Source organism: Phenylobacterium sp. VNQ135 (assembly GCF_049445735.1).
Lineage (GTDB): Bacteria > Pseudomonadota > Alphaproteobacteria > Caulobacterales > Caulobacteraceae > Phenylobacterium.
This window is the reverse complement of record NZ_JBMSDS010000005.1, coordinates 483,269-507,865: the sequence shown is the minus strand read 5'-3', so window position 1 is coordinate 507,865 and position 24,597 is coordinate 483,269. Positions and strand designations below refer to the sequence as shown.

At 66.3% G+C, this 24,597-nt stretch carries 23 protein-coding genes and 1 pseudogene; 12 read left to right on the top strand and 12 right to left on the bottom strand.

The window, feature by feature from the left end; genetic code table 11:
- The first annotated feature begins 7 nt into the window (after positions 1–7).
- The 7 genes and pseudogenes from ACO2Q0_RS20225 (at position 8) to ACO2Q0_RS20195 (ending at position 7,635) form a co-directional block, all read left to right on the top strand.
- Positions 8–754, top strand: a complete 747-nt coding sequence (locus tag ACO2Q0_RS20225; protein WP_423353316.1) for an ArdC family protein — start codon at positions 8–10, stop codon at positions 752–754.
- Between the two features lie 171 nt (positions 755–925).
- Positions 926–1,207 (top strand): annotated as a pseudogene (locus ACO2Q0_RS20220) (hypothetical protein); the annotation flags it as partial.
- Positions 1,208–1,237: 30 nt separating this feature from the next.
- Positions 1,238–2,296, top strand: a complete 1,059-nt coding sequence (locus tag ACO2Q0_RS20215; protein ID WP_423353361.1) for a tyrosine-type recombinase/integrase — start codon at positions 1,238–1,240, stop codon at positions 2,294–2,296.
- Positions 2,293–4,068, top strand: coding sequence for a hypothetical protein (locus ACO2Q0_RS20210; protein WP_423353315.1), 1,776 nt, complete (start codon positions 2,293–2,295; stop codon positions 4,066–4,068). Before ACO2Q0_RS20215 ends, ACO2Q0_RS20210 begins: the two co-directional genes overlap by 4 nt.
- On the top strand, positions 4,065–6,251 hold the full coding sequence (locus ACO2Q0_RS20205; RefSeq protein ID WP_423353314.1) for an integrase: 2,187 nt from the start codon (positions 4,065–4,067) through the stop codon (positions 6,249–6,251). The genes ACO2Q0_RS20210 and ACO2Q0_RS20205 overlap by 4 nt, the downstream gene beginning before the upstream one ends.
- 185 nt (positions 6,252–6,436) lie before the next feature.
- Positions 6,437–7,336 (top strand): ArdC family protein, encoded by a 900-nt coding sequence (locus tag ACO2Q0_RS20200; protein ID WP_423353313.1) that lies wholly within the window; start codon positions 6,437–6,439, stop codon positions 7,334–7,336.
- Between the two features lie 101 nt (positions 7,337–7,437).
- On the top strand, positions 7,438–7,635 hold the full coding sequence (locus ACO2Q0_RS20195) for a zincin-like metallopeptidase domain-containing protein (RefSeq protein ID WP_423353360.1): 198 nt from the start codon (positions 7,438–7,440) through the stop codon (positions 7,633–7,635).
- 32 nt (positions 7,636–7,667) lie between these two features.
- Here ACO2Q0_RS20195 and ACO2Q0_RS20190 read toward each other — a convergent pair whose 3' ends face one another.
- Positions 7,668–8,546 (bottom strand): restriction endonuclease, encoded by an 879-nt coding sequence (locus ACO2Q0_RS20190; protein ID WP_423353312.1) that lies wholly within the window; start codon positions 8,544–8,546, stop codon positions 7,668–7,670.
- A gap of 260 nt (positions 8,547–8,806) precedes the next feature.
- On the opposite strand from ACO2Q0_RS20190, the gene mobC reads away from it, so the two are divergent.
- Together mobC and ACO2Q0_RS20180 are read left to right on the top strand one after the other, a co-directional pair.
- The gene (gene mobC, locus ACO2Q0_RS20185; RefSeq protein ID WP_423353311.1) at positions 8,807–9,322 is read left to right on the top strand and encodes a plasmid mobilization relaxosome protein MobC; all 516 of its coding nucleotides are present in this window, start codon (positions 8,807–8,809) and stop codon (positions 9,320–9,322) included.
- Complete coding sequence (locus tag ACO2Q0_RS20180; RefSeq protein WP_423353310.1) at positions 9,319–10,347, top strand: relaxase/mobilization nuclease domain-containing protein; 1,029 nt, start codon at positions 9,319–9,321, stop codon at positions 10,345–10,347. The genes mobC and ACO2Q0_RS20180 overlap by 4 nt, the downstream gene beginning before the upstream one ends.
- 68 nt (positions 10,348–10,415) lie before the next feature.
- Here ACO2Q0_RS20180 and ACO2Q0_RS20175 read toward each other — a convergent pair whose 3' ends face one another.
- The 4 genes from ACO2Q0_RS20175 to ACO2Q0_RS20160 all read right to left on the bottom strand — a co-directional run bounded on the left by ACO2Q0_RS20175 (position 10,416) and on the right by ACO2Q0_RS20160 (position 13,889).
- A complete protein-coding gene (locus ACO2Q0_RS20175; protein WP_423353309.1) occupies positions 10,416–11,279 on the bottom strand; it encodes a hypothetical protein in 864 nt (287 codons plus the stop codon).
- 151 nt (positions 11,280–11,430) lie between these two features.
- A complete protein-coding gene (locus ACO2Q0_RS20170) occupies positions 11,431–12,237 on the bottom strand; it encodes a hypothetical protein (protein ID WP_423353308.1) in 807 nt (268 codons plus the stop codon).
- Between the two features lie 72 nt (positions 12,238–12,309).
- Positions 12,310–12,861 carry a hypothetical protein gene (locus tag ACO2Q0_RS20165; RefSeq protein WP_423353307.1) on the bottom strand — a complete coding sequence of 184 codons (552 nt, stop codon included), beginning with the start codon at positions 12,859–12,861 and terminating at the stop codon, positions 12,310–12,312.
- A gap of 407 nt (positions 12,862–13,268) precedes the next feature.
- Entirely contained in the window at positions 13,269–13,889 is a 621-nt protein-coding gene (locus ACO2Q0_RS20160) for a hypothetical protein (protein ID WP_423353306.1), read from the bottom strand.
- Positions 13,890–14,074: 185 nt separating this feature from the next.
- On the opposite strand from ACO2Q0_RS20160, the gene ACO2Q0_RS20155 reads away from it, so the two are divergent.
- Positions 14,075–14,341 (top strand): helix-turn-helix transcriptional regulator, encoded by a 267-nt coding sequence (locus ACO2Q0_RS20155; RefSeq protein WP_423353305.1) that lies wholly within the window; start codon positions 14,075–14,077, stop codon positions 14,339–14,341.
- Positions 14,342–14,372: 31 nt separating this feature from the next.
- On the opposite strand, the gene ACO2Q0_RS20150 is transcribed toward ACO2Q0_RS20155, so the two are convergent.
- The 6 genes from ACO2Q0_RS20150 to ACO2Q0_RS20125 form a co-directional block, all read right to left on the bottom strand.
- Positions 14,373–14,630, bottom strand: a complete 258-nt coding sequence (locus tag ACO2Q0_RS20150; protein WP_423353304.1) for a ribbon-helix-helix domain-containing protein — start codon at positions 14,628–14,630, stop codon at positions 14,373–14,375.
- Positions 14,627–15,280: an AAA family ATPase gene (locus ACO2Q0_RS20145; protein WP_423353303.1), complete on the bottom strand. Its 654-nt coding sequence runs from the start codon at positions 15,278–15,280 to the stop codon at positions 14,627–14,629. The genes ACO2Q0_RS20150 and ACO2Q0_RS20145 overlap by 4 nt, the downstream gene beginning before the upstream one ends.
- Before the next feature lie 139 nt (positions 15,281–15,419).
- Positions 15,420–16,796: an integrase arm-type DNA-binding domain-containing protein gene (locus tag ACO2Q0_RS20140; RefSeq protein WP_423353302.1), complete on the bottom strand. Its 1,377-nt coding sequence runs from the start codon at positions 16,794–16,796 to the stop codon at positions 15,420–15,422.
- Positions 16,797–17,176: 380 nt separating this feature from the next.
- A complete protein-coding gene (locus tag ACO2Q0_RS20135; RefSeq protein ID WP_423353301.1) occupies positions 17,177–18,001 on the bottom strand; it encodes a class I SAM-dependent methyltransferase in 825 nt (274 codons plus the stop codon).
- Complete coding sequence (locus tag ACO2Q0_RS20130; RefSeq protein WP_423353300.1) at positions 17,985–18,665, bottom strand: FkbM family methyltransferase; 681 nt, start codon at positions 18,663–18,665, stop codon at positions 17,985–17,987. Before ACO2Q0_RS20130 ends, ACO2Q0_RS20135 begins: the two co-directional genes overlap by 17 nt.
- A 192-nt stretch (positions 18,666–18,857) precedes the next feature.
- Entirely contained in the window at positions 18,858–19,670 is an 813-nt protein-coding gene (locus tag ACO2Q0_RS20125; protein WP_423353299.1) for a class I SAM-dependent methyltransferase, read from the bottom strand.
- Between the two features lie 515 nt (positions 19,671–20,185).
- On the opposite strand from ACO2Q0_RS20125, the gene ACO2Q0_RS20120 reads away from it, so the two are divergent.
- The gene (locus ACO2Q0_RS20120) at positions 20,186–23,230 is read left to right on the top strand and encodes a glycosyltransferase (RefSeq protein WP_423353298.1); all 3,045 of its coding nucleotides are present in this window, start codon (positions 20,186–20,188) and stop codon (positions 23,228–23,230) included.
- A gap of 17 nt (positions 23,231–23,247) precedes the next feature.
- The gene (locus ACO2Q0_RS20115) at positions 23,248–23,874 is read left to right on the top strand and encodes a hypothetical protein (RefSeq protein ID WP_423353297.1); all 627 of its coding nucleotides are present in this window, start codon (positions 23,248–23,250) and stop codon (positions 23,872–23,874) included.
- A gap of 15 nt (positions 23,875–23,889) precedes the next feature.
- Here the strand turns inward: ACO2Q0_RS20115 and ACO2Q0_RS20110 are convergent, their stop codons facing one another.
- On the bottom strand, positions 23,890–24,597 hold the full coding sequence (locus ACO2Q0_RS20110; RefSeq protein WP_423353296.1) for an FkbM family methyltransferase: 708 nt from the start codon (positions 24,595–24,597) through the stop codon (positions 23,890–23,892).

The window sequence follows — 24,597 nt, the reverse complement described above, 5'->3', positions numbered from 1 at the left end:
GGCCGCGATGACGCGCCTCAACGAGACCTCGCGCCCGGACCTCTACAGCCGGGTCACCAACGCCATCGTCGCCGAGCTGGAAAACGGCGTCCGCCCCTGGATCAAGCCTTGGTCCGCTGAACATCTGGCGGGCCGGATCAGTCGGCCGCTCCGCTCAACCGGGGAGCCCTACAGCGGCATCAACGTCCTGCTGCTCTGGGCCGAGGCCACGGCCCGCGGCTACACGGCGCCGATCTGGATCACCTTCCGCCAAGCGTTGGCGTTTGGCGGCCATGTCCGCAAGGGCGAGCACGGCGCGACCGTGGTCTACGCCAACCGGATCAGCCGGACGGAAGCCGGCGACGACGGGCAGGACATCGAGCGGCAGATCCCGTTCCTCAAGGCCTACACGGTGTTCAACGTCGAACAGGTCGAGGCCCTTCCGGCGCACTTCTACGCGGTGGCGGAGCCGAAGCTCGACGCGACCCAGCGGATCGCCCATGCCGAACGCTTCTTCGCCGCGATCGAGGCCGACGTCCGGCACGGCGGCAACCAGGCCTACTACGCTCTGCAGCCCGACTACGTACAGATGCCCCCGTTCGAGTGCTTCGCCGACCCCGAGGCCTACTACGCGACGCTAGCGCACGAATGCACCCACTGGACGCGCCACCCCAGCCGCCTCGACCGCGATTTCGGCCGCAAGCGCTGGGGCGACGAAGGCTACGCTCGCGAAGAACTGGTCGCCTTATCTGGACAGTCTGCACCGCTGCATTGAGCGTCTTTGCGGGCCACGGCGCAGGCGGGCTCCAGGCCGGCCGCAGCGCTCCCAAGAAGCTGGCGGAGGCCGGCCTGGAGCCCGCCGGCCGGTTAGCCGCTGACGCTGATGCAAGGTTCGGGTGGGGGTCTGGGGGAGGGTTGCATAGGCTGTGGATAAGCTTGCGGCAGCGTGCGCCATCACGGTCCAGGAGCGCCGGCTGGCCGACGGGCTGGACGCGTATGTGCCGATGATCCGGCGCGGCGACGCGCTCTACGATCCAGATCTCGACCGGTTCTTCCTCGATCTGCCTCTCGCGGGCGTGCGCTCGCGGCATTCGCTGCGCGCTTACCCTATGATGTCGTGGTCTGGCTCCGCTTTCTTCAGGATGCCTGCGGTAGGGACGTCTGGGCCGCCACGCGGGACGACGTCGCGGCCTTCCATCGCGCGCGCCGGCGCGACGACGCCGGGTTCCGCATTTCGGCCAGTTCCTGGAATCGCGCCGTGGCCGCCCTGGACAAGCTCTACCGCTGGGGCGAGGTACAGGGCCTCGTGGCTGAGGCGCCGTTCACGCATCGCGCGGTCTGGAGACGCGGCCACGCTGGCCGCCGCGGCCAGATCGCGACGCGCAACGACGCCTACGAGCGGGCGGCCAAGCGCTCCGACGTGCGCTTCCTTACGTTGGAGGACTACCGCGTCTTCCGTGACGTGGGCCTGCGCGGGCTCACGCTGGACGGGGCCGAGCGGCCCGGCGCGCGAGATCGCAACGGCGCCCGTAACGCGCTCTTCGCCGAGCTGCTGGTCACCACGGGCCTGCGGCTGGAGGAGGCCTCCTCCCTCTTCGCCGCGGAGGTCCCCGCTGGCGCGGCGGCGGCCGGTCGGCAGATCTGGCTTGAGCTGCCGGCCTGCCTCACCAAGGGCGAGCGCGGTCGCCGCGTGCTCCTGCCTCGCAGGCTCGCCCAGCAGATTTCCGCCTATCTCGCCGTCGAGCGCGCCGCCGCCGTCACCAAGTTCCAGGCGCGGGGCGGCTGGGGCTCCATCGATCAGCCGATCTTCGCCGACGGGATCCAGCCGGGCGCGGTGCTTCGGCTCCGCGACGGGCGGACCGTGTCACTCGACGCGCTCACGCCGGATGAGCGCGCTCGCGTCGTCCTCTGCGGCGACGGCGCGCCGTGCGAGCCGGCCGCGCTCTGGCTGACCGAGGTCGGCCAGCCGGTTCGGCCTAATTCCTGGGAAGCGATCTTCGCCCGCGCCTCCCGACGCTGCGCCGAGGCGGGCGCGCCGGTGCGGATCAGCCCGCACCAGCTCCGCCATACCTTCGCCGTCCACATGCTGGCGATGCTGATCCAGCGCCGCCTCCAGGAGGCCGCGGCGCCGGCAGGCCCGATGGACAGCTACCGCGAGCTGCTCGGCGATCCGCTGCAGCAGGTGCAGCGGCTGCTGGGCCACGCCAGCCTCGCCACCACCTACGTCTACCTCGACCATGTCGCGTCGCGCGCCGATACGATCGATGCCGCGGTTGAGGAGCTGCTCGCCCTCGTGCCGACCGGGCGGCCTGCGTGAGCGCCCGCCCACGCAAGGGCCGCCGGGTCGGGTTCTGTCCCGGCGAGGGGGCCGTGCCCGCGGCGCCGCGCGATACTGTCGCGGGCTTGCGGTTCACGATTGTCGCGCAGCACGGCGGCTCGTTGCTGGTGGATTTCACCAAGCTTCGGCCGCGCAGCCTGGCGCTGGCCTTCGCCCAGGCGCTTCGGGGCCTGGCCGGCTTCGGCGGCCCGCTCGGGGTCCGGTCCACCGTCAAGGCCTACGCCACCAGCCTGCCGCGGTTCTTCCAGTATCTCGCCGCCGCCGGCGAGCGGGTCTCCGGCCCCCAGGACCTTCGTGCTCGGCACGTCGACGGCTTCGAGGCCTGGCTCGAGGCCCAAGGCCTTTCGCGGCCGCATTTATTCACCGTGCTGGTCAAGGTCGTCGCCTGGCTGCGCCAAGTTGCTGCGGACGATCCGCAATTGATCGCGCCGGATCTGCGCGAGCGGCTGCGCTACGTGAGCGCCAAGCCGTTCCAGCCGTCGCGGCCCCGCGATGCGCTCAGCCCCTTCGTGGCGCGGCAGCTTCGCGACGCCGCACGGGCGGACGTCCTCGCCATCGCCGCCCGGCTGCTGGCGGGACCGCCTGCGGAGGAGGATCCCGAGCTCGCCAGGGCCAGCGCGGCGGCCCACGCCGTCATCGCCGAGCATGGCGTGCTCGCCGCGCACGATCCGGAGATGATGCAGCTCTACCGCGCGCGCTGGCGCCGTGGCCTGAAGAGCCCCCAGCTCGTCGAGCGCCTGCACGAGGCCCATTATCTCACGGCGGGCGATATCGTGCCGTTCCTGGTGCTGCTCGCGCTTGAGACCGGGCTCGAGATCGAGTGCTGCAAGACGCTTTCGGTCGATTGCCTGCGCAACGCTTCGGCCGGCACGGTTGAGATCGCCTATCTGAAGCGCCGCGCCCGCGGCGCCGAGCGCAAGGCGATCCGCGTGCGGGACGGCGGCTCGGCCACGCCGGGCGGCCTGATCCGGCGACTGATCGAGCTCACTGCCGCCGCTCGGCGTCATCATCCGAGCGACAGTCTCTGGGTCTATTACCGCTGGGGCGCGCTCAGCGCCGGCATTCGCCAGCCACGCCCCACGATCGACGCCTGGACCGCCCGCCACGGCGTCACTGACGACGAGGGTCGACCGCTCCGGCTCGTGCTGTCGTCGCTGCGCAAGACGCACAAGGCGCTCTGGTACCTCAAGGCCGAGGGCCGCATGGCCCGCTTCGCGGTCGGCCACACCGTGGAGGTGGCGGCCCGGCACTACGCGGATGTTCCGGCGCTCAGGCCGCTGCACGAGGCCACGGTCGCGGCCGCTCTGGAGGATGCGCTCGCCGGGCCGCGGATCATCGCAGAGTCCGATGCGCCGGGGCCGGAGACGGCGGACGGTGACGGCGGTCCGCCGATCTCGCCCGACGCCGTATCGCCCCAGGAGCTCTGGCTCGCGAGCTGCCGGGGCTTCTTCGCGAGCCCCTTCGGCGACGCCGGCGCGCCCTGTCCCACGCCGTTCTGGGGCTGTCTGGCCTGCGCCAACGCCGTGATCGCCGCCCGCAAGCTGCCGGCGATCTTGGGCTTCCTCGCTTTCGTCGAGAACGAGCGCGCCGGGCTCTCCGCCGCAGACTGGGCCGCCAAGTTCGGCGAGGTCCACGCCCGCATCACGCGTCAGATCCTGCCGGCGTTCTCCGCGACGGTGCTGGATCAGGCCCGTGCGTCTCTCGCTGATCTGCCGCCGGCGATTTATCTGCCGCCGGAGGCGCGCGCGTGAGCGCACGTCCCGCCGCTCAGCTCGCCCCGACCGTCGATGGGCGGCCGGTCCTGGTCTCCGCGCCCCTGCGCCCAGGTTTCGATCGCGCCGCGCTGTCGCGGTACGGCGACCAGATCTGGGATCTTTCGCCGGCCGTGTTCCGCGAGAACGCCCGGCGCTGTCACGTGACGGTCCGCTTCGACAGCGTCGCCGATCCGATGATCGCGACCGCGCTGCGCGAGTACCTCTACGCGCGGCTCAACGTCGAGCGGCCCGGCTATCGACCCGTCCTGCCGCCCGCGAGCGTCCGCGGCGCCTTCAACCGCGCCCGGCGCTTCTTCGAGTTCGTCACCGCCACGCTCGGCCGTTGCGAGCTCGGCCGCGTGGATCAGGCGCTCACGGACCGCTACGTCAAGACGCTGAGAAGCGCCGGTGTGCGCCCGGTCGTCGTCTCGCACCTCCTCGAGGTCGTCTTCGATCTCCATGCGTTGCGCGACCAACTTCCCACGGCGCGGCTTTCGTTCGAGCCCTGGCCCGGGCGCTCGCCGTCGCATGTCGCCGGCGTCGCCTATCAGGCCGCAGAGAACCGCACGCCGCGCATCCCCGAGCCGATCATCGCCCCGCTGCTCGCCTGGTCGCTGTGCTACATCGAGGTGTTCGCCCCGGATATCCTGGCCGCACGCGCCGAGCTCACAGCCCTGGAAGCCAAGCGCGACGCGCTGCGCCAGGTGGATGTGGGACTCAGCTGGTCGCAGGTCCGGCGGCAGCGCCGGGAGCGTCTGGCCGCCTATTTCGAGCAGCGCCGCGTCGAGCGTCGTGGCGTGCCCATCTGGACGACGGCCCACAACGGCGTCTGGCGACGCGATGTGGCCACGGGCGCGCTCACCCCGCCCATAAACGCCTACCTCCTGCACCTCCATATGGGCGTCGACGCGCAGAGCGAGCCCGCCGATCACCTGCGGCTGAAAGGCGGAGCGGCCGACCTGATCGCGGCCGCCGTCGCCGAGCTTGGACTCGAGGTCGGCGGCATGGATACGGCCATTTCCGAGCTTCCCGGCGCCGGCCGGCCCTGGCGGCCGCGGTTCGACGCCAAGACACTCGCGCAGGAGGAGCGCATGCTGCAGGCGGCTTGTTATGTGGCCTGCGCCTACCTGACCGGTATGCGCGATTGCGAGGTCCAGGCGATGCGCTTCGGGTGCGTGTCTGTCGCCCGAAGCGAAGACGGTATGATCCTTCGACATCGTCTCCAAGCCACGGCTTACAAGGGCAAGCGCGCCCGGGGCGAGCCTGCCGAGTGGGTGACGATCGCGCCCGTGGCCCAAGCGGTCCAGGTCCTGGAGCAGCTCTCGGCGCGTTCGGCGGGCGCGCGCGGCGTCGACACGCTGTGGCCTGTCCTCTCGCTGAAGACTGGCACGAAGACCCATGTCTCAGCGGAGATCGTCCGTCAGCTCAACGCCTTTCGCGATCACCTCAATGGCCTGTTTGGCGCGGCCGGCGAGCCTGTCATACCGCCCGCCGCCGATGGCTCGCCCTGGCGGTTCACCACGCGTCAGTTCCGCCGCACGATCGCCTGGCATATCGCCAACCGGCCGTTCGGGACGGTGGCCGGCATGATCCAGTACAAGCACGCCTCCGTCGCCGCCTTCGAGGGCTACGCCGGGTCCAGCCGCTCCGGCTTCCGGGCCGAGGTGGAGGCGGAGCGCAGGCTTGGCCAGCTCGACGACATTCTGGATTATTTCGAGGGGCATCAGGTCGGCGCACGGCTTTCCGGTCCCGCCGCCGTCAAGGTCGGCCGTGCGCTTGACGCCGCCGCGGAAGGGCTCGGGCCATCGCCGACGATGATCGCCGACCGGGGACGTCTTCGCGTCCTGCTCGCCAGCACTGCGCGCTCGCTTCATCCCGGCCTGCTGGCCGACTGCTTCTTCGATCCCTCTACGGCGCTCTGCCTGGCCGGGCGTGCGCCTGCCGCGTCACCGGTCATGCCGCTCTGCCAGCCGACGCGCTGCCCTAACGCCTGCATCACCGCTCGCCACAGACCCGCATGGGCAAGATCCGCCGACGACGTTCGGGAGCTGCTGCGGGAGAAGCGCCTGTCATCGGCGCAGCGGACCGTTTTGGCGGGAGAGCTCGCCCGGTTCCAGACGGTGCTCGATGACCTCGATCAGGTGAGTCCGATGGACGGCGCCTCAGCAGCGCAGAGCTGATCGGGCTCGCCCACGCAGACCCATCCCCGGCTTATCCGGCGGAGCACGCCCCGGCCGTCTCGGCCCGGCAACGGCTGCGCCGTCCTCCGCTACGCTTCGGCTCTGGCGAGTGCGGGCCCGCGCCGGCCGGCGCTGACCAGGCTCCGCCGCCGGGGACGGTCCTCGGCGGGACAGGAGTCCCGACCATGTCCGCAACAGCTCGTATCGACGTCTACCGTCGCGTCACCGACGAGATCATCGCCGCCATCGAAGCCGGCCCGGGCCGCTTCCGCATGCCCTGGCACCACGACGGCGCGGCCGTCAGCCGCCCCGTCAACCTCGCCTCCGGCAAGGCCTACCGCGGGATCAACACCGTCACGCTCTGGGCCGCCGCCCAGGCCAACGGCTACGCCAGCGGCGTCTGGGCCACGTATCGCCAGTGGCTCGCCAAGGGCGCTCAGGTGCGCAAGGGCGAGCACGCCAGCCTCGCGGTCCTTTGGAAGGACGTTCGCCGCGACGACGATGCGACCGGCGACGAGGTCCAGGAGCAGAAGGGGCGGCCGCGCGTCTTCGCCCGCGGTTTCGCAGTCTTCAACGCCGACCAGGTCGATGGCTATGTCCCCGCACAGCAGGCGATCCTGCCGGAGGCGGAGCGCCTAGCCCAGGCGGACACCTTCATCGCCAACCTAGGCGTCAAGACTGTCTTCGGCGGCTCCCAAGCCTACTATATGCCTTCGAGCGACACGGTCTTCATGCCGCCGTTCTCCAACTTCCGAGACGCCGCCTCGTTCGCCGCTGTGTGGCTGCACGAGATGGGTCATGCCTCAGGGGCCAAGCATCGCCTGGACCGCGATCTGACCGGTCGCTTCGGCTCGGCCGCCTATGCCGCCGAAGAGTGCGCCGTCGAGATTCTCAGCGGATTTGTACTCGCCGATCTCGGCATCGCCCATTATCCCCGCCCCGACCACGCCGCCTACATCGCGTCCTGGCTGGAGGTGCTGAAGAACGATCCGCGCGCCATCTTCACCGCCGCCAGCAAGGCCCAGCAGGCCGCCGATTGGATGCACGCCCGACAACCGGATCAGTCCGCCACCGCGGCCGCTTGAACAGTTCGCCGACCGGAGCCGTTGGCCGGTCCACCGCCGACGGCTCCGCGCCCGCTTTGGGCCGCCAGCCTGCGGCCTTTCTGGCTTGACTGTCAGGATAAATAGCGGAGCTGGGCGCGGCATTCCTCTGCGCCGACCTGAGCCTTGAGCTCGAGCCCCGCCCGGACCACGTCAGCTACATCGCCAGCTGGCTGAAGGTGCTGAAGGAGGATCGGCGGTTCATCTTCACGGCGGCGGCTCACGCGCAACGGGCGGCCGACTTCCTCCACCAGCGCCAAGCCGACACGCAGGCCGCGTGACCGGCAGGCGCGGCGCCCCGCGGCGCCGCGCCTCAGCCGGGGAAGAGATCCCGAACGCGCACGAACGCCATACCCGTCTCCGCGGCGCGCCGGACCTTCCGGTCGAGGACATGGTCGAGGGGCAACCCCCGCTGCAGCATCTCGAATAGGTCGAGCCCATCCATGCAGATGACGCGCTTGCCGCGGCCGAAGGCAGCCAGGCCGTCTTCCGAGAATCCGGCATGGCTGATGAACAGCCCTCGCGCCCAGGCGGCCTTTTGGTCGAGCTTTCCGTGAAAGGCATGCAGATCGGCGACGCCGGTCGGCGCGGCGTGCCATTTCGCCTCCAGCAGATAGGTCTCGTTGGCGAGCACGAAGCTGCCGTCGATCTGCTCTCCGCGGTTTCGGAAGGCTTCGCGCGCCTGAAGCCCATAAACATCGAACAGCGACTTCAGGAACGCCTCGAACGCGTACCCCCGCGCATGCGGCGCCAATGTCGACACCTTCACCACCTCCTCCTTGAGAGCGGCGATGCGCAGCTGGTCGAAGGCGGGTTTGGGCGCTTCCTGCGGGCCCTGCGCAGCATCCGGGCTGCCGCCCAGCCGATTGATCACGGTCAGGTAGCGCGCCTCGGCGTTCTTCACCGGATCGTCGTGGCCGGTCCGAAGCAGATATCCCGACCGCACCTCCCAAAGCGCCTTCAGCGCACGCAGGGCCGTGCGGTCATCCACCTTCTGCAGGAAGCACTTCAGGCGCTTGCCCTTGGAGCCGCCGTTCACGGCATAGGCGGGATCGTCGATATCCACATCCAGCTCCGTGGCGAAGAACTGGGAGAAGGTGTGGTCCGAGAAATCGAGGACGTAGCCGCGGCCCCGAATGAAGTCGACCAGGGCGTCCACCACCATGAGGTCGATCGTGCGGAGATTGCTCATTAGCGGGGCCTTGTCGTTCCAGTCGCTCCACGCCCGAGCATCGCCGAATCGACCCCGAGCCCTCTAGCCTGGACTGTTCCAACGCGGCTTTGAAGTCCGCCGACTGGCCCGGCTGGGGCGGCCCGAAGGGCCGGCGGGCGAGTGCGCGCGGGGCGTAGGCTTACGCCTCGCGCGCACCGAGGGGAGGGGCCAGTCTGAGGCGGTCGCGGTCTAGGGCAGGATAGCCTTCGCGGCGGCGGATCACTACGTGGAGCGGCCCGATGGCCAACCTCAGCGTGCGGGTGCCCGACGAGCTGCTAGCGCGCTTCGACGTGTGGGCCGGCGGCCATGGCGGCCGCGCGCCCAGCTTGCGCCGACTCATGGACCAGGTGGCCGGCGAGGTCTCCCTGAGCGTCGGCCCCCTGCCGGCTCGCCCACTGAAGCTGACGGTTCGGCTCTGCCGCGACGACGGCGCCGGCCTGGAACGGGAAGCGGCGTCCATGGGGCTGACGTCCAACGCGTGGGCCGCCGCGCTCATTCGCCACCGTCTACACGGCAAGCCGCGGTTTCCGCGCACGCAAGAGGTTGCGGTGATTGCGATACAGGGCGAGCTGCGGCGGATCGGCGTCAACGTGAATCAAATCGCCCGCGCGCTGAACACGGCCGTAATGGAAGGTAAGGTGCTCGATCTGGAGTTGGCCGCCCTGGAGGCTCTTCGGTGCGAGCTTCGCGCTCACATAGTGGCCCTACGGGAAGCCTTCGCGGGTAACCTGGCCTACTGGGACACCGCGGCATGACCGAGTTCCAGACGGTCATGGGGTTCGAGGACGTGTGGCGGCCGCCCGTCCGTCCGAGGTTGGTCCGTCCGGGATCGCTCCTGCATCCGCGGCAGCCAACCTCCGAGGCCATACGCACGCGCCTCACCCGGGTCGTCGCGCGCACTCCAGAGGTGATGGTGAAGGTCACCGGCCGAACACGGGACGGGGCGCACCTGCGTGCTCATCTCGACTACATCTCAAGGAATGGCCAGTTGGAGCTGGAGGATGCCGACGGCGCCATGCTCGTCGGTCGCCGCGATGTCGCCGACCTTGCTCAGGAGTGGGCCAGCGCGGCCCAGAACGATAGTCGCCGACGCATAGATGCGCCGGTCAGCGTCTCGGTCGTGCTGTCGATGCCCGCCGGCACGAACGAGATCGCACTTCGCGACGCTGCGCGGGCGTTCGCTGCGGACCTGTTCGCAGGTCGGCATGATTACGTGTTCACTTTGCACACCGACACGCCACGCCCACACGTCCACCTGTCCATCTGTGCACGTGGCTTCGCCGGAGAGCGGCTCAGCCCAAAGAAGGCCGATCTGGAGGTCTGGCGGCAGACCTTCGCCCAGGCCCTTCGCGACCGCGGCGTTGAAGCCGAAGCGACGCCGCGGCGGGCACGTGGTCTGACGCGCAAGACCGAGCGGACGTCGGTACGGAAGATCCGCGATAGGCACGAGGATGGCCAGGGCGAAATGGCCAGCACACGCCGTGCCGCATACCAAGACGCGGCCCGCGCCGCCTTCGGCGGGGATGTCGGGCTGCGCCCTTGGGAACGTCGCTTGTTGGATCGGCAGGCGGAAATTCGACGCGCCTATCTCGCCCAAGCTGACCTGCTGGCGCAGTCGGCCCATACCGAAGACCGGGCTTTGGCGGCGCGCGTCGTGGCCTTCGTGCGGTCCATGCCGCAACCCGACAGTCAACGGCTCGCCCTGGCGCGAGAATTACGGGCGGGCGGCAGAGGCGCTGAACCTCGGCGCAGCTCCAGAGAAAAAGATCGGACGAGGTGAAGCCGGTGCGGACGTGCACGATGGAGCTTCTGACTTCAGCCGCAAGCTGCTGCACAAAGCTCCTCCGGTTAGATCGATACGGCGGGGTCCTCTTCAGGCGTCTCCGGAGTCCAATTGGATTCAGTCCAGAGTTCGCGAACCATCGACTGTGCGCCCAGGTAGTCGATCGAGATCAGGCTCTTTCGCAGGCGCATGTCGCGGTCGGCGAACCAGCTCAACAGGATCCGGGCCTTGACCGGCAAGTCACGCTCAATGATCCGACGCTCCTCGACGTCCCAGCTCGCCTCGGGCGGCAGTCCAGCGCGGACGTCGGAGAGCACCCCGGCGGCGAGGTCCGCGACGCTACACAGGTCCTCGAAGTGCCGGTGCTCGGAGTCCTGAGCGGTAGTGTTGAGGGCGAAGACGCCCATCGGCTGGTCAAGGTACATCGAAGACAATCGGCCTGCGGCCAGCAGGGCGTCGTCATGGCGCCTGTCGTTGGCGACGAACTCGTCCTGGTCCGTGAGCCAGGTTATGTGCGCCCCAACGGGCGCCCACACGGACAGCAGCAGCGCAAGGAAGTGCGCTTTGCGCATAAGGGCCTCAAGCGCCCGCGGATTCCAGGGGCATTGCAGCTGGTACGCCCGACGCAACTCGTCGGCGACGCCGGGCTGCGTCGATAGCCATTTCTGGCGCTTGTCGACCGCGATGGCCACGAGATGCCCATCGAGGTCGGCGGCCGCGCTCAAGAACTCCGGCAAGGCGGCCTGGCGCACGCCGTCGCCAAGCTTCTTGTAGGCCATCGTCCGATCGCCGAGCGTCTCGCGGCGCAAGGCGGCCATGCGGTGCGTCCAGTCTTCGAGACCCGTTGCGACGACGAGGTAGACATAGAGGAGGTGGGTCGCCGCCTTATGCTCGCCGCCGAAGTCGGAAGCGACGACGAGCTGGTGCACGGGCGCGGGACCTCGTTCCTTGGGCGCCAAGATGCGTTGAATGGAATGTCCCCAGCGCCAAACGCGTTTGAGCCCAACATTCCTCGGCGTGATCAGCCGCCAGCGGTCATGCCGTGAAAGGTCCTGCAACACGCGCTTTTGCCCTGACCATTCACCCCGTGGGCGCTTCGGCGTCCTGAAGGCGCGCCAGCTGCGCCTTGGAGTAGCCGTGCAGGCGAGCTCCACGCCAGTCGGCTGGCGGCGGGCGCTCCAGCTCAATGTCAAGGTGCGGTCGCCGCACGCCGGGCTGAGGCGCGCAACAGGTCTCGTAGAGGCGGCCGCCGCCACACGGGCAGGGGTCGCTCGGCGGGATATGGGCGAAGAGTTCGTGGGGATGGTGCGCGAACGTCCAATGGGCGCGCCATCGCGCAAAAGGCTCGCCGACCATCTCCACGACGCTGGCGACGAGCGTGTAGCGATCGGGATTGTCCACGTCGGCGAACAGCACCGAATACTTCTGCACCGGCTTGAGGACGATGGAGACCTCCCGCAGCTCCACCTCTTCCAATCGGCGCGCGCAGAAGCGGCCTGCATAGACGCGGCCCGGCCGATGGCCACAATGGGTGTCCAGGGTGTTCGCCGCGCCGCAAAGCGAGCAGGTGGCCCGACGGACCCGCATTCCTGGACTGATGAACACCCCATAGGGGAAGAGCGACTGCCATTCCGCGATGCGGTCCAGGAAGCCCTGGATGTCGAACCGGCTCGGCTCGTAGAAGGGGTTGGTCAGCAACGCGCCCAGCCCAATCTCGACCTGCTCCAGTTGGCACCACGCGGGATAGTAGCGCTGCGCGCGCATTTCCTCGAATGCGGCGACGTAGGCCGTCACCATCTCCACGTACTGGCGGAGGAACCACAGGCGGTTCTTGGCTTGGTCGGTCGGTTCGTCGTCGATCTCCCGGGCGAGGACCTCCGCGGCCATTGCCTGCCAGTCGGGCCCATGCGGCACGGGCCGCGGGGGCGGACAGTCCCTCGGCCAGGTCGTCGACGCTCGTCACTTGCGTGCCGCGCCTTTCGCGTCCGTGAGGTAGCGGCCGCACCGCTCGATCTGCTTGAGCACCACCTCGGGAATGGCGTCCGGCGGTCCCTTGTAGGTGACCGCGAGGCAGCGGTGGTTCTCACCTTCGACAACCAGATCCATCTCGATGGTGTCGCCCGCCTCGAAGCCGGGCAGGAGTTCGGCCACCTTGTCCGAGAGCAGGTTCACCAGCAGCGGCACCAGAACAAATCCGATCAACAGCTTCGGTAGCCGCCATTCACGCGAATGCAGCACCAGCTCGGCGTAGTCTTCGGGGCGCGTCGGGATCGCGATCGCCAGATCGGGACCGAGCGCTTCGCGCAGCATGTGCACGAACTCCGGCGCGGCCGTCGGATAGTGGACCTTCTCGCCCTCGGCGTCTTCCCAGGGGAGCACAACGATCGGCGCCGCCGCAACGGCAGCGCGGCGGTCCGGGTCAACCCAGCTTCGGGAGATCCAATAGGCGCGATTGCGGTCGGTCTCGGCGACCCGGGCCTCTAGAAAGGTCTCGACTAGCTTTTCTTCCATCCGCCGACTCTAATATGAGTCCTGCCCGCCCGAGGGCTCGTCTGGGACGACCGTGCCTCTCTGCTTGGGCGGGTCAGCGGCGCCGGTCGCGCCGTTGCGTTAGGGCCGACGCCGCCGCGCGCCTTTGCGCCGCCGAGGCGCTCGGATCACTGAGCACCTTGCCAGCAGCGCTTGCAGCGGCCCGGCTGGTCTCCTCGAGCTGCGTAGCCCGCTGAGTGAGAGTTGACGCGGCTGCGCTCTTCGCCGCCGGCGATGCATTCGGATCACGCAAGACCTTGCCTGCGGCGCTCGCCGCGGCCGTGCCGGACTCTTCCCGATTTCCCATGAGGGGCTTCCCTGGTCCAAAACAGGAACGTGGGGTGCCTACGGCGCCGGTTCAAGGGCCCGCCAAGACGCAAGCGAGGCCCTTATGCGATAGGAGGCAACGGCGCGTGTTCGCGGGTGATCGGATGCACGAGCTGAAGGCTTCCGTCCGCCGGATTCATCGCCAGAAGAACAGTACGACCGAACGCCTGCGTCTCGGCGAGATGAATGTAGACTATAGGCTGCAGGTCACCTTGGTAGTATCGGCGGACAAATTCGAGGCAAACGTCCAGCGCCGCGTCCGTCGTCGGTGAAGCCAGGTCGGCCGGCAGCAGGAATTTGAACGTCCGCTCAGCTGGGCCTTCGACCCAGATCGAGAAGGCATGAGAATAGCGCTGAACATCGGCGACCTTCCCGGGCGATCCGACGAGTGTGAAGCGAAGGGATTTCAGCCGGTCATTGAGGCGGTGCACGGCCTGCTTCACCGCGACATAGTGGTCCTTCCCCAGCTCGGCGAGAAAGCCCTCGAAGTAGGCCTTGCCGAGGAAGAGCATAACCGCCGTGGGAAGTAGCCATTCCACCCCGGCGAACGGCGTTGCAGGGCGGGCATCGACGCGTAGGCGCAGGCCATCTGTTCGAAGCTCGCGCTGGAAGTCCTCGAAGAACTCCGGCGGCAGCGAGTCCAAGTAGGATAGGCCGATATGAGGGCGCTCCATGAGCTTCAAGCGGTCCTCAGGAGGTGGCGGCAATACTTCCGCCCCTGGATTGCTGGTCTGCCGGACGCATGTCTCGGCGTACTCCGGCTGGGTAGACTTACGCCTTTCCCGCCAAAGCCGCGCCTGCCTACGCTGAGTCGATCATGGAGCGCGCCCGCCTCCGGGCGAACTCCCCGCGTGGAGGTATCGCCGTCATGGACGCATCCCGAGTGCCCAATCGCTACATGCGGACCCCCGAAGCGGGCCGCTACCTCAGCCTGTCCGGGCGCACCCTGGAGAAGCATCGCACCTATGGCACCGGGCCCCGTTACCGGAAGATCGGCGGCCGGGTCGTCTATGCCGTGAGTGACCTGGAGGCGTGGGCGGATCAGGGCGCTCAGACGTCGACCACGGACCCCGACGGGGGTCGCGTCCGCGCCGCGCGACGCCACGAAGCGGAGTCCCAGGCTCAGTCCGCCTGACCACCTGTTCGCACGTCGACGCGTGGACACGTCAACGCTCGCCGAAGGGGTGCTTGCCGTACTTGCGCATCAGGTCGTCGATGGCCTCCCCCAACAGACCTTGGAGCGTCGTGCTCTGCTCAAGCGCCAGGATGTTCAACGCCTGGCTCAGCTGGGGACTGAAGTAGCCCCCGACAGCCTTCTTGCCGATCCTCGCGGGAGTCCGACCTGACGGCGCTGGGACATCGGCAGGCTCAGGCGCAGGCTCGGCCTTCGATCGCTCGGTCCGGATGGCGCTGAACCGGCTCACGCCGGCAGCTCCTGGGCGCGCGCAGCCGCGCCCAGCCGTTCGCAGGTCCAGCTCCAAAGCGCCCGAATTTCATCCGCGGCCTTTCCGGTGGCATCATGCTCAGGCGCGGTGCGACCTGCGGCGGCGCTGTGATGGAAGGCGGCGCGCTCAGGCAGGACCACGGGCGCGATCTCAAGACCGAACTCGCCACCGATCAACTCGGCGGCTTCGCGATAGATGTGCGGCGCGCGCGGCGGTCCAGCATTGAACACCACGAACGCCGGCTTGTGGCTGGATCGCACGAGTTCCGCGGTGGCCTCGATCGCGGCCAAATCGAAGGCTCTGGGCCGGCACGGAATGAGGAGCAGGTCGGCCAAGCGCGCCGCCTGGCGCGCCATCGCGTCGGCATGGGGCGGCGTGTCGATCACGGCGATGTCGGCGCCGAGCTCGGCGGACTTGGCCAGCTTTCCTCCAAGCAGGCTCGGCGCCCCGCAGTCGACGACCTCAGGGTCGCGGCCGTCGCGCCATTGACCCCAGCGGCTGGCGGTCGCCTGCGGGTCGGTGTCGATGATCAGTGCGACGAGAGACCGGGCCGCCTCAGCCGCTAGATTGACGGCCAAGGTGGTCTTTCCGGCCCCGCCCTTCTGGCTGATGATCGCGATGGTCCGCATGTCCACCTCCGCACATGAGGACATGTGAACAGGCCCGACACTTGAAGCCAGGGCGCGCGCCAATGCGTCGTGGAAGATCGTAGATCCGGATAGAAATCGGCGGACTGCCCACGTGTGGACACGTGGGCGCGCGGACGTGTCACGCCGCTTCGGCTTCCGGCTCGACAGCGCTCTTCTTCCGGCGCGGTCCGATCGGCACGCCAAGGCGCGGGTCGGGCGGCGTGGGGTCGAGCGCGTCGTCTGCAATGCGGCGAGACGGAAGCCTGGGCCAAACCCGCTCGCGCTGCGCGCCGTCCTTCGGCGCCGGCGTCCCGACCGCGATGATGTAGTCGGACAAGGTCTGCTGCGATGCCCGCAGGTGGTCGTTCAAGAGCTTCGATCGGGTGATGTAGCCCTCGTTGACGTTTGCCCCGCGGACGCTGTGGTTCATCAGCAGGTGCATGTCGACAGTCGACAGCCCGGCGGCCTGGCCGAGGGTGCGGTAGGTGTGTCGAAGGTCGTTGCCCCACTTAGACAAGGTCCCGCGGTCCTCCTTCTGCTCTACGATGTGCCCCTCTTCGCTATCGGCCGCGAAGATCCAGGTCTCTGCGGCCTCGGGATAGAGCATCCGGCCCGCCCGCATCGCCCGGACGAGGCAGCGGATCATCGGTCGAGAGAGCGGGATGTCGAACGCCTTCTTGGATCCGCCCTTCGGCGAAGGAATGTGCAGGACCCGATCAGCGAAGTTCAGATGCTGGACCTTGGCCAGCTTCAGAGCGGTCGGCCGACTGCCGCTCAGCAGGGTGAACAGGTGGAACTCGCGGCGCACGGGGTTCCGTAGGCGCCCTGCTTCGCTCATCCATGCCGGCATATCGATCGCGCCCATGGCAACGTCGCGCCGCTTCTCCTCATTCCAGTCCACCGCCATCACCGGGTTCTCCGGTGGCAGCCCCCGCACGCCCCGGCGAGCGTGATTGTAGATGGCTCGCAAAGTCCGCATGCAGCCGTTGGCCGCGTAGGGCCCGGCGCTCTTCGTCAGCCCGTCATGCCGCTGGGACACGAGGCCCGGATTCTCCCCAAGCTCCTTCAGCGGCTTGTCGAGCCAGTCGGCCAACATCCGTTCGACGTGGTCTTGGTAGCCCGCGATCGTCCCTGCGCTGCGGCCCTTCCGTTCCAGGTGCGCTACCTTGTAGCGCGCCCAAGCCTGGCGCAGCGTGATGTCTGCCGAAGGCGGCGCGTCGGGGGACTTCGCCGCAGCTTCCGCATATTCGCCCTTGGCGATCTTCCCGAGAACGTCCTTGGCCTTTGCCCGGGCGTCACGGGTGGTCAGCTCGTCTGTGGTGCCGAGCGTGACCTTCTTGGCGTGGCGCTTGCCGTCCTTCCAGTGCTCGCCGAGGACCGCGAAGGCCTTCGTCCGCGTTCCGACCCGCACGAAGAAGCCCCGGAGCTCGGTGTCCCGAACCTCGTACTGCCCCTTGTCGCTCAGCGGCAGGCGGCCGATCACCTTGTCGCTGAGGGTGGCCTTCAGATCGCTCATCAACGGAATTAGGTTGGGGTTTAGGTTGGGGTTTGGTCCCTACCAAGTCTCCAGGTGGGACCACGCAGAAACCCTACCATCTTCGAAAAAGATGAGCAAGAACAATGTATTTAGTGTGAATTGGCGTACGGTCGGCGGCGTGCTTCGGAATGGCCAATAATGACTACGAATCTGAGGGTCGGACGTTCGAATCGTTCCGGGCGCGCCATTTTCTCCCCTATCGACATGGTCGGGCTTCTTCGGGCGCACACCTCGTGTTTGGAAGGCCTGGGCCGACGTTGAGCCTCTGCCGTCCTCCAGGGATGGTGAGTCGCGCCAAGAGCGCCGGCGATGCGAAAGACCGGTGCGACGAGGAGCCACCGTCGACCTGTGGCATCGGGTTAGAGCGTGGTCTTCGGCCGGTTGCGGTTCAGATAGCTGTCCACGACTGAGAAGCTAGTCGAGGGGTTTGGGCCGCGCACGATGAACGCCGCGTTCGGCGTGACCTTCACGCTCTCCACGAAGCCGCTCCCGCCCGTCACCGAGAGGCAGGCGTGGATTAGCAGGTTGGATAGTGCAGGTCGGTGGAAATCCCGGTTGCGTGAATCTTGCCATGGACCATTCCAGTGGGCCCAGCCCCAGTCCTCCAAGACGTAAATGCCGCCCGGTTTTATCAGCGGGAACAACCCGTCGAACGAGCGGAGGCTGAGCTCATAGTCGTGCGAGGCGTCGTCGATGACGAGGTCGAATTCCCCCCGCGTCCCGCTGACCTCTTGCCAAAGATCGAGGATCCGCGGGATGTCGCTCTGGCTGGTGGCGTAGTCGGCGCGGAACCTCCGTCCCGTGGCGGCGACGTGCGCCGTAAGCTCCGCAAGTCCGTCGCCAGCGAAGCCATGAATGTCGATGGCAAGGTGGTTCTGTGGTTGAAGAAGCGCCTCGAGGAAGGCGCATGAGCCGCCCTTCATGATGCCAAGTTCGAGGAGGTTGCCCACTGACACGGGCAGCTCTTGTTCGTAGCTCGCCACGAGCGGGGCGGTCTTCATGAGCACAAAGGATGGGTAATCTTCGCGAATCTCTCCGATCTCCGGACCGATACACGGGACGAAGCGGAAGCCGCCATAGTCGAAACCCTCGGCGCTCCAAGCCGCAGGCGGAGGTTTCCTGTGGTGGAGGGCGGCTGGCTTCATATCCGCGGCCGCCGCGTGCGCCTCAGCCCCGCCAGACATGCCACAGCTCCGCCTCGAACCCGTCCTTCAGGTTTTTGAAGTGCTGTGTCTTGACGGCTTTTGAGATGAAAATTGCGTCACACTGCCATAGCATGCCGTCGTAGTACGCGGGCTCGACGAGATCGAACAACTCGAAGCCCGCATCCTGAAGCGGCTTGATCCTCTCGGTAATCAGGTTGGCCGGCGCTTCGATCATCACAATCGCGGTGTCTTGGAGAGTTTGCTGAGCGCCGTTGAGGACGCGCAGCTCATGGCCGTCGATATCGATCTTCAGGAAGTAGGGACCCTGAGGATTGTTCTGCCTGACCCAGTCATCGACCGTAAGCATCGGGACCACTCGCTCGCCGGCGGCCGGCGGCTCATCAACCATTGAGCTGTGGGAGATGTCCCAGCCTTCGATGACAGTGCTGACCGCCAGGGTCGTCTCGCCAGATCGGTCGGAGACAGCCGCGCTGACGAGTTCGTGGGGGATCGCCGCGTACGATTCGTGGATCTGCGCGGCGAACTCCACCACGGGTTCGAACAGGACGTGCTTGACGGTCGGGAACACCTCCATGAGTTCCGGAGTGCCGGTCAGGACGCCGACATCGAGGATCGTACCGATGCTCACGCCGCGCTGGAGCAACGTCTGGAGAGCCTCGATCTTGCTGGGGGATCTGTTCATTCGCGCCTCGAATTCGGTGTTGCGGTCGGATGTCGTCGTCTGTCAGCCTGCGCCGTAGTCCAATGGCGGGTGCAGCATAGTACTGCTCTCAATAGGATGTCGCCGCGCGTCGGCGTCTACCGGCATTGAGGCAGGGCGTCCCCAGCTTGGCGCCGCCGACAGGCGAAATTTGATCTTCGGCGCGCCTAGGGTTCAGCGGGAGAAGAAAAAGATACCCCCGCCGGTCGCATGCACTCCCTTCCGCGCCAATGACGGGAAAGCGGCCTGAAGGCTCTCGGTATGGAAACGGCCCATGTAATGGACTGGGAATAGCGTGTGACCGCCGTCGAAGCCGCCAAAGATGTAAGCGGCCAGCAGATATTGCTCATTGTAAAACCGTTCGATCCAGGCCTCAGGATAATCGTACGGCAGAAAGATGTCGTGGATACCGACGATAACTCCACGTTTCAGCAGGGGCAGGATTTCCATGAAGAAGATCGTGACGTCCGAGCTCATGAATGAGCGGTGGCTGTTGTCTATGAAGACAATGTCGCCGCGTTCCAGCGCGCGGAATTCGTCCTGAGGAATGTCCTCGAGGCGCTCCTTGATCACGTGGTGAGCCAGCAGATGCATGTCGTCGCGAGGGTAGGGCTCCACCGAGGTGATCTTTGTTCGAAGGTTCAGCGTATTGATCGACCACCGGGCAAACTTCGTCGAGTTTCCCGAGCCAACTTCTAGGTACCGGCTTGGTTTGAACACCGTCAGCATCCCGCACAGGGTGATCGCGTCGAGCGGTGGCAGCCAGATATTGTTCCAGAAGGGGGTTGTACCCGCTGGGTCTCCGTCTTGCGGGATCTTGGCGAGCAGGGGATCGAGTTCCGCAAACCTTGACAGGAGGTTGAGGAAGGACGCGGAGTCCTGGTCGAACTTGTTCTTGAGCGCCGTCATGGCCGGGTGAGCCGGCCAGTCTCTCGGCTTGGGTGAGTAGGGGTAGTCGAACACCGGAGAGTTGGTCGTGTACGTCACTTATAATGTCTCCCTGCGCCCGGTCTCCTGACAGGGTGCGCCAAACTCCCGGCGCGGCGTTTCCGCGCTAAAGCTTCCAGCCATGCCGGGACCCCGTTGTCTCCGAAAGCTTGGGGAAACAGCGGAGTTCCCACGCCGCACTCTGACCGCGTTTTCGCGCGACAGGGCGTGTCGCTAGTGCCAAGGCCAGCGGCGGTCAACAGTCGGCTGCGGCTGGGCGCTTGGGGATGTGTCCTGTCAGCGCCCGGGTCTTTTTGATTCCGCTCTCTTCTGTGCGTCTGCGCATGAGGTTGGATGGCGCCGTCGCGGTCTGCCGCGACCTGCTTACGCACAGGCATGACATTGATCGTTGCGCAGCCAAAATCTAAGACGAGCAATAGCTTGGGCGCCGGAGGGGCGGCCAACTGCCGGCCGAAGCACGACAGTCTCGTTAGGCTAAGGCCGGGCGAGTCGTCGAGACGCCTGGATCAGGATCGGGCGAGTTCCGGCGAATCGAAGGGGCGAGTGGGGGAACGATGCGTATTGCGATCCAAGACTGTTGGCCCAATCTGCCGGAGAACGCCGAGAAGGAGTTCATCGCGCGATTTCGCATCGCGTGCGCCAAGCTCGGCTTGGACAGCCGCGCTGTTGTCACAAGCGACGACATCCACGCGTATGATCCCGACGTGGTGCTTATTTCCCATGAGTTTGGGAGGAAGCTGACCAAGTATCCGACAGTTGGCCTGATCTGGAGCCCGCTCGAGTTCTTCCGCAGGGACCCGTACCGAGTCAAATCCATCCTCTCCTACGATGGATATCTTGCAGGCAGTGAGGGAATCCGGGAGTTCCTCAGTGATTTGCAGGCGGGCCTACCGGTCGAAAAGCCAATCTCTGAATCGATTTTTCTGCCCACCACCTACACCACCGATCTGCAGGCTTTCGAGCAAGCTCGCGAACCATCGCTCACTTACATCGGCGTGCATTGGGACGGGCATCGTCACCGGAAGTTGTTTGAGCGACTGGTCGAGCAAGAGCTGATCACATGCTACGGCCCAAAAGCGAGCTGGGAATATATCGCCGGCGCATACGGCGGATACGTCCCGTTTGATGGGCGCTCGTTGATTCAGACAATCGCCAAACACGGCCTGGCGCTCTGCATCCACAAGATGGAACATCGAAAGGCGAATACGCCCTCGATGCGAATTTTTGAGACCTGCGCCGTCGGCGGGTTGCCAATCTGTGATGAAATCCCCTTTGCTCGGGCTCATTTGAAGGATTTCGCGTTCTTCATAGATACTGACGAGCGGTATCCGAACATTGTCGCCCAATTGAAGGACATCGTGGAGTGGGCGCGCGCCCATCCCAAAGAAGTCGCCGAACGTGGGCGAGCGGCGAAAGAATGGTTTGATCGCAATTGGTCTCTGGAAGCCAAAATCGAGTCAGCGTTGCTGCCGCTTCTCGCTGAGGTGAAGACGTCGGGGAAGTTCACGTGCGGCAAGCCGAGCGCGGGCGCTCCCCGAGACCTGGCGTGCGATGTGGTCATTCGCACCGGCGGTCGCGACATCAGCTTCCCGCGTCGAGCGATCGAGTCTGTCCGGGCGGCCAACTCCGAAGAATTCCCGCTGCGCATCCTGCTCGTGGACTATAAGGGGCGCGCAGACGTCGAGCAGCTCGCGCGCGAGGCGGCGGGAGACGGCTTGGAGATCGAGTATGTGCGATCGCCCGGCACGGGGTTTCGGTCTACCGCCCTGTGGGACGGACTGGGCAGGGCCACGGCGCCCTTCGTCGCCCACCTCGACGACGATGACACGATATATCCTAACCACTATCGACAGCTCTTCGAGGCGTTCAACAAGCGGCCAGACGCGAAACTATGTTACTCTGGCGTCGTGCGCATCGAAGACGAGGAAGGCTTCTATTTCGATCCTCCGAACTTCGCGGGCGCCGGCGGGCGGCTAATCCCGGAACGGCGCGATCTGCACTTCCTTGAGTCCTATAGCCTCCTGCGACTGATGAAGTTCGACAACTTCATCCAGTCGAATACCTGGATGGCCCGAACATCCTACCTTCAAAGCAAGCTGGGCCCGGATCCGAAGCTCCTCGTGGCGGAGGATGTCTATCTCTATCTACTTTGCGCTGCGGACGGGCCGCTGACCTTCACTGGAAGCCCTACTGCGGCATGGCATTGGCGGTCGCGTACCACTGATAATTCCATGACCAACGTTCCTCAGGCGGTGTGGCAGCACCATGCGCGGCGGGTTCAAGATCGGCTGAGATCAATCCCGTTCCCAATGTCGCGAACGTTCGGCGAGCTGCTGGACTCCGATCTCAGTGGCTTTGCCATTTCCGACACGATTGTTGAGCCGAGGAAGGACGGGCTTGATCTTGAACGCCGCGCTGAAGGCGGGTTTGAGATCGCCTGCTACGCGGAACTCGAAGGGTTCCATGAGCCCGAGAAGGAAGGCCTGTGGACGCGCAGCAAGATCGCGACGATGGCCTTGCGCATCTCCGACCGCGCGGCGGCTAATGGAGGCGTGCTTCGCTTGTGCGTTGGAGGAACATTCGACGAAGAACAGGTGCAACGCTTTACAGTCAGTATCTTAGGAGGATCGTCGGCGTCGTTTCACGCCGTGAACTGGAAGACGCGAGAGATCGAGCTTCCTTTCCCGAGCGCCGCTGCCCCGTTCGTCGTGCTTGAGTTCACCTGTGAGAGCCTTCGTTCCTTCAGCCAGCCCGCCCGTGACCTAGGCGTGTTCGTCAAGACGATCGAAGTGCAGCCCGCGACGGGTTCAAGTTTGGTCGACGACGAGCCAGAGCCCCAGCGCTTGCGCTCGCAAAACGGGTTGGCGGCCGGGCCCCTGGCGCTTCGAACGAAAGGGTCGATGGGCGTTACGGCGAATGGCCAAGGAGTGTTGCTAATCGGCAGCGCCAACGAACTCAACGTCTATCATCTGCCGGAAAACCGGGGCTTCAGCGGCTCAGTATCCTACCGGTGCAACTGGCTCATGTTCCTGCAGCAGCGACCGTGGACCGACGTCGAGCTGGAGGTCGCAGCCCGAGGCGAAAAGTACGCCGAGCCGGCAATCAAGCTGAACGTGGAGGAACGGGTCGAACTCGGGCCCTTCTTCACTACCGAGGACACTGACTACCAGCATATTGACATGACAGTCGTGCCAAGCGCCCGTCATTCACCGTCCCGCACACCGTTATTCATGCGCCTGCAGCGGCATGGCGCTCACCTGTACCTAGAGGTCAGAGAGAGTTACGGGGCGTCTTGGAAGCCACTCCACATGATCGGCCGGCGGCAGCAGGATAGCCACGGGTCGTACGTCCGGGCGAACATCAACGACTTCCGAGCGGCTGTCTTCAATCCGGACGCCGCCGCCGACGCGCCGGCCGCTGTGCAGCTTGCTGCGGATATCCTTCGCGCATTCCTTTGCCGCGCCGCCCTGGCTATCTACACCGAAGCGCCGGGGCGCAAGCGCGAGTTCCTGACGCGTTGCGTGCATGCCCTGGCCGAGCCGCTTCACGCTGGCGCGACCCCGCAGCCCGCTGCTGTTAGCCGCATGATCGAAAGCTGACAATGCGAGTGATCTTAGTGGCGACACCGCCCAGGTCAGGCAGCACCTGGCTGTTCAACGCGGCGAGGCTGTTCCTGTCCGAGGACGCGGGGCGGCTTTGGTCCGGCTGGGTCGACGACTTCCCAGACGGGGGGCTCGATGGTCGATTCGACACGCTCTTGGTGAAGCTCCACGCCCCGGATCAGGCCTGGCTGGAACGCGGTCAGATCGTCCTCACATGCCATCGCGACTTGCGCGATGTCGCGGCCTCCTACTCGGCCATGAGCTGGGCCGAGTCCGAATATGACATACGCGTTTCAGCAAGTTTCGCACGCAACTGCCATGAGTTCTGGTCGCCGCACGCTGCTCTTGACCTCCGATACGAGCGGATCGTGGTCGATCCAGAGGAGGCCCTTGGCGCGGTGCGACAGGCAGTGGGCCTCCCGACCGCCGTCGAGGAGACGCGACGGGTGGCCGCTGAGCTCGCGTCGATGGCGGAAAGATCGCGTCGTGGTGAGAGCGTCCCTAAGGGCTCGCTTCTCCACCCTGGCCATGTAACGGACGGGCGAAGCGGAGGCTGGACCGAAAGGCTGCCGGCCGGGCTCGCCGAAGATATCACCCGTGACAACCTTGAGTGGCTCCGCGCCCACCAATACGAGGGCTAGATCGGCGCGCAATGCTTATCGTTGGGTGATCAGGCTCTCGAAGCTGGCGATCGGCACCCACTTTTCCCAGCCGAACGTCACGTTCTCCCACGGCCGCAGGGTAGGCCACGCGGCGACTTGGGGCGACACGCAGATGAGGTCAGCCTGGGAGAACATCCCAGCGTAGTAGCAGGGATCGACGATGTCGAAGAGCTGGAAGCCGCGGCTCGCCAAGGCGTTCAGACGCTCGACGAAGGTGTCCTTGGTGGCCTCCACGATGACGCATGCCACGTTCGCGGCGAAGGCGCCGAGGCTCTCGATGATCGGGATCTCATAGCCATCGACGTCGATCTTGAGCAGGAACGGACCCGCATAGTTCTTCTGGCTCAGGAACGTGTCCAGGCGCTGGGTTGGGACCGACTCCACGCCTTCGGTGGAGGGGTCGACGAGCGTGCTGTGGCTGACGCCGCCGCCGTCGATGTCGAACTTCTTGAGCGAGCCGACGCCGTCGGTGTGGGAGATGGCGAGCGGCACAAGTTCATAGTCCATGCCGGCGTAGTTCGCGTGGATCTTCGCGTGGAAGTCCTCGGCAGGCTCGAAGAGGACATGCTTGGCTCTGGCAAATGCAAGCCTCAGCTCCACCGTTTGCTCGTGCGCGCCCACGTCCAGCACGGTCGCAACACCCAGCCCTGCGGCCTTCAGGCGGCGCAGCGCATTGGACTTGGAGGGGAACGGCGTCGACAT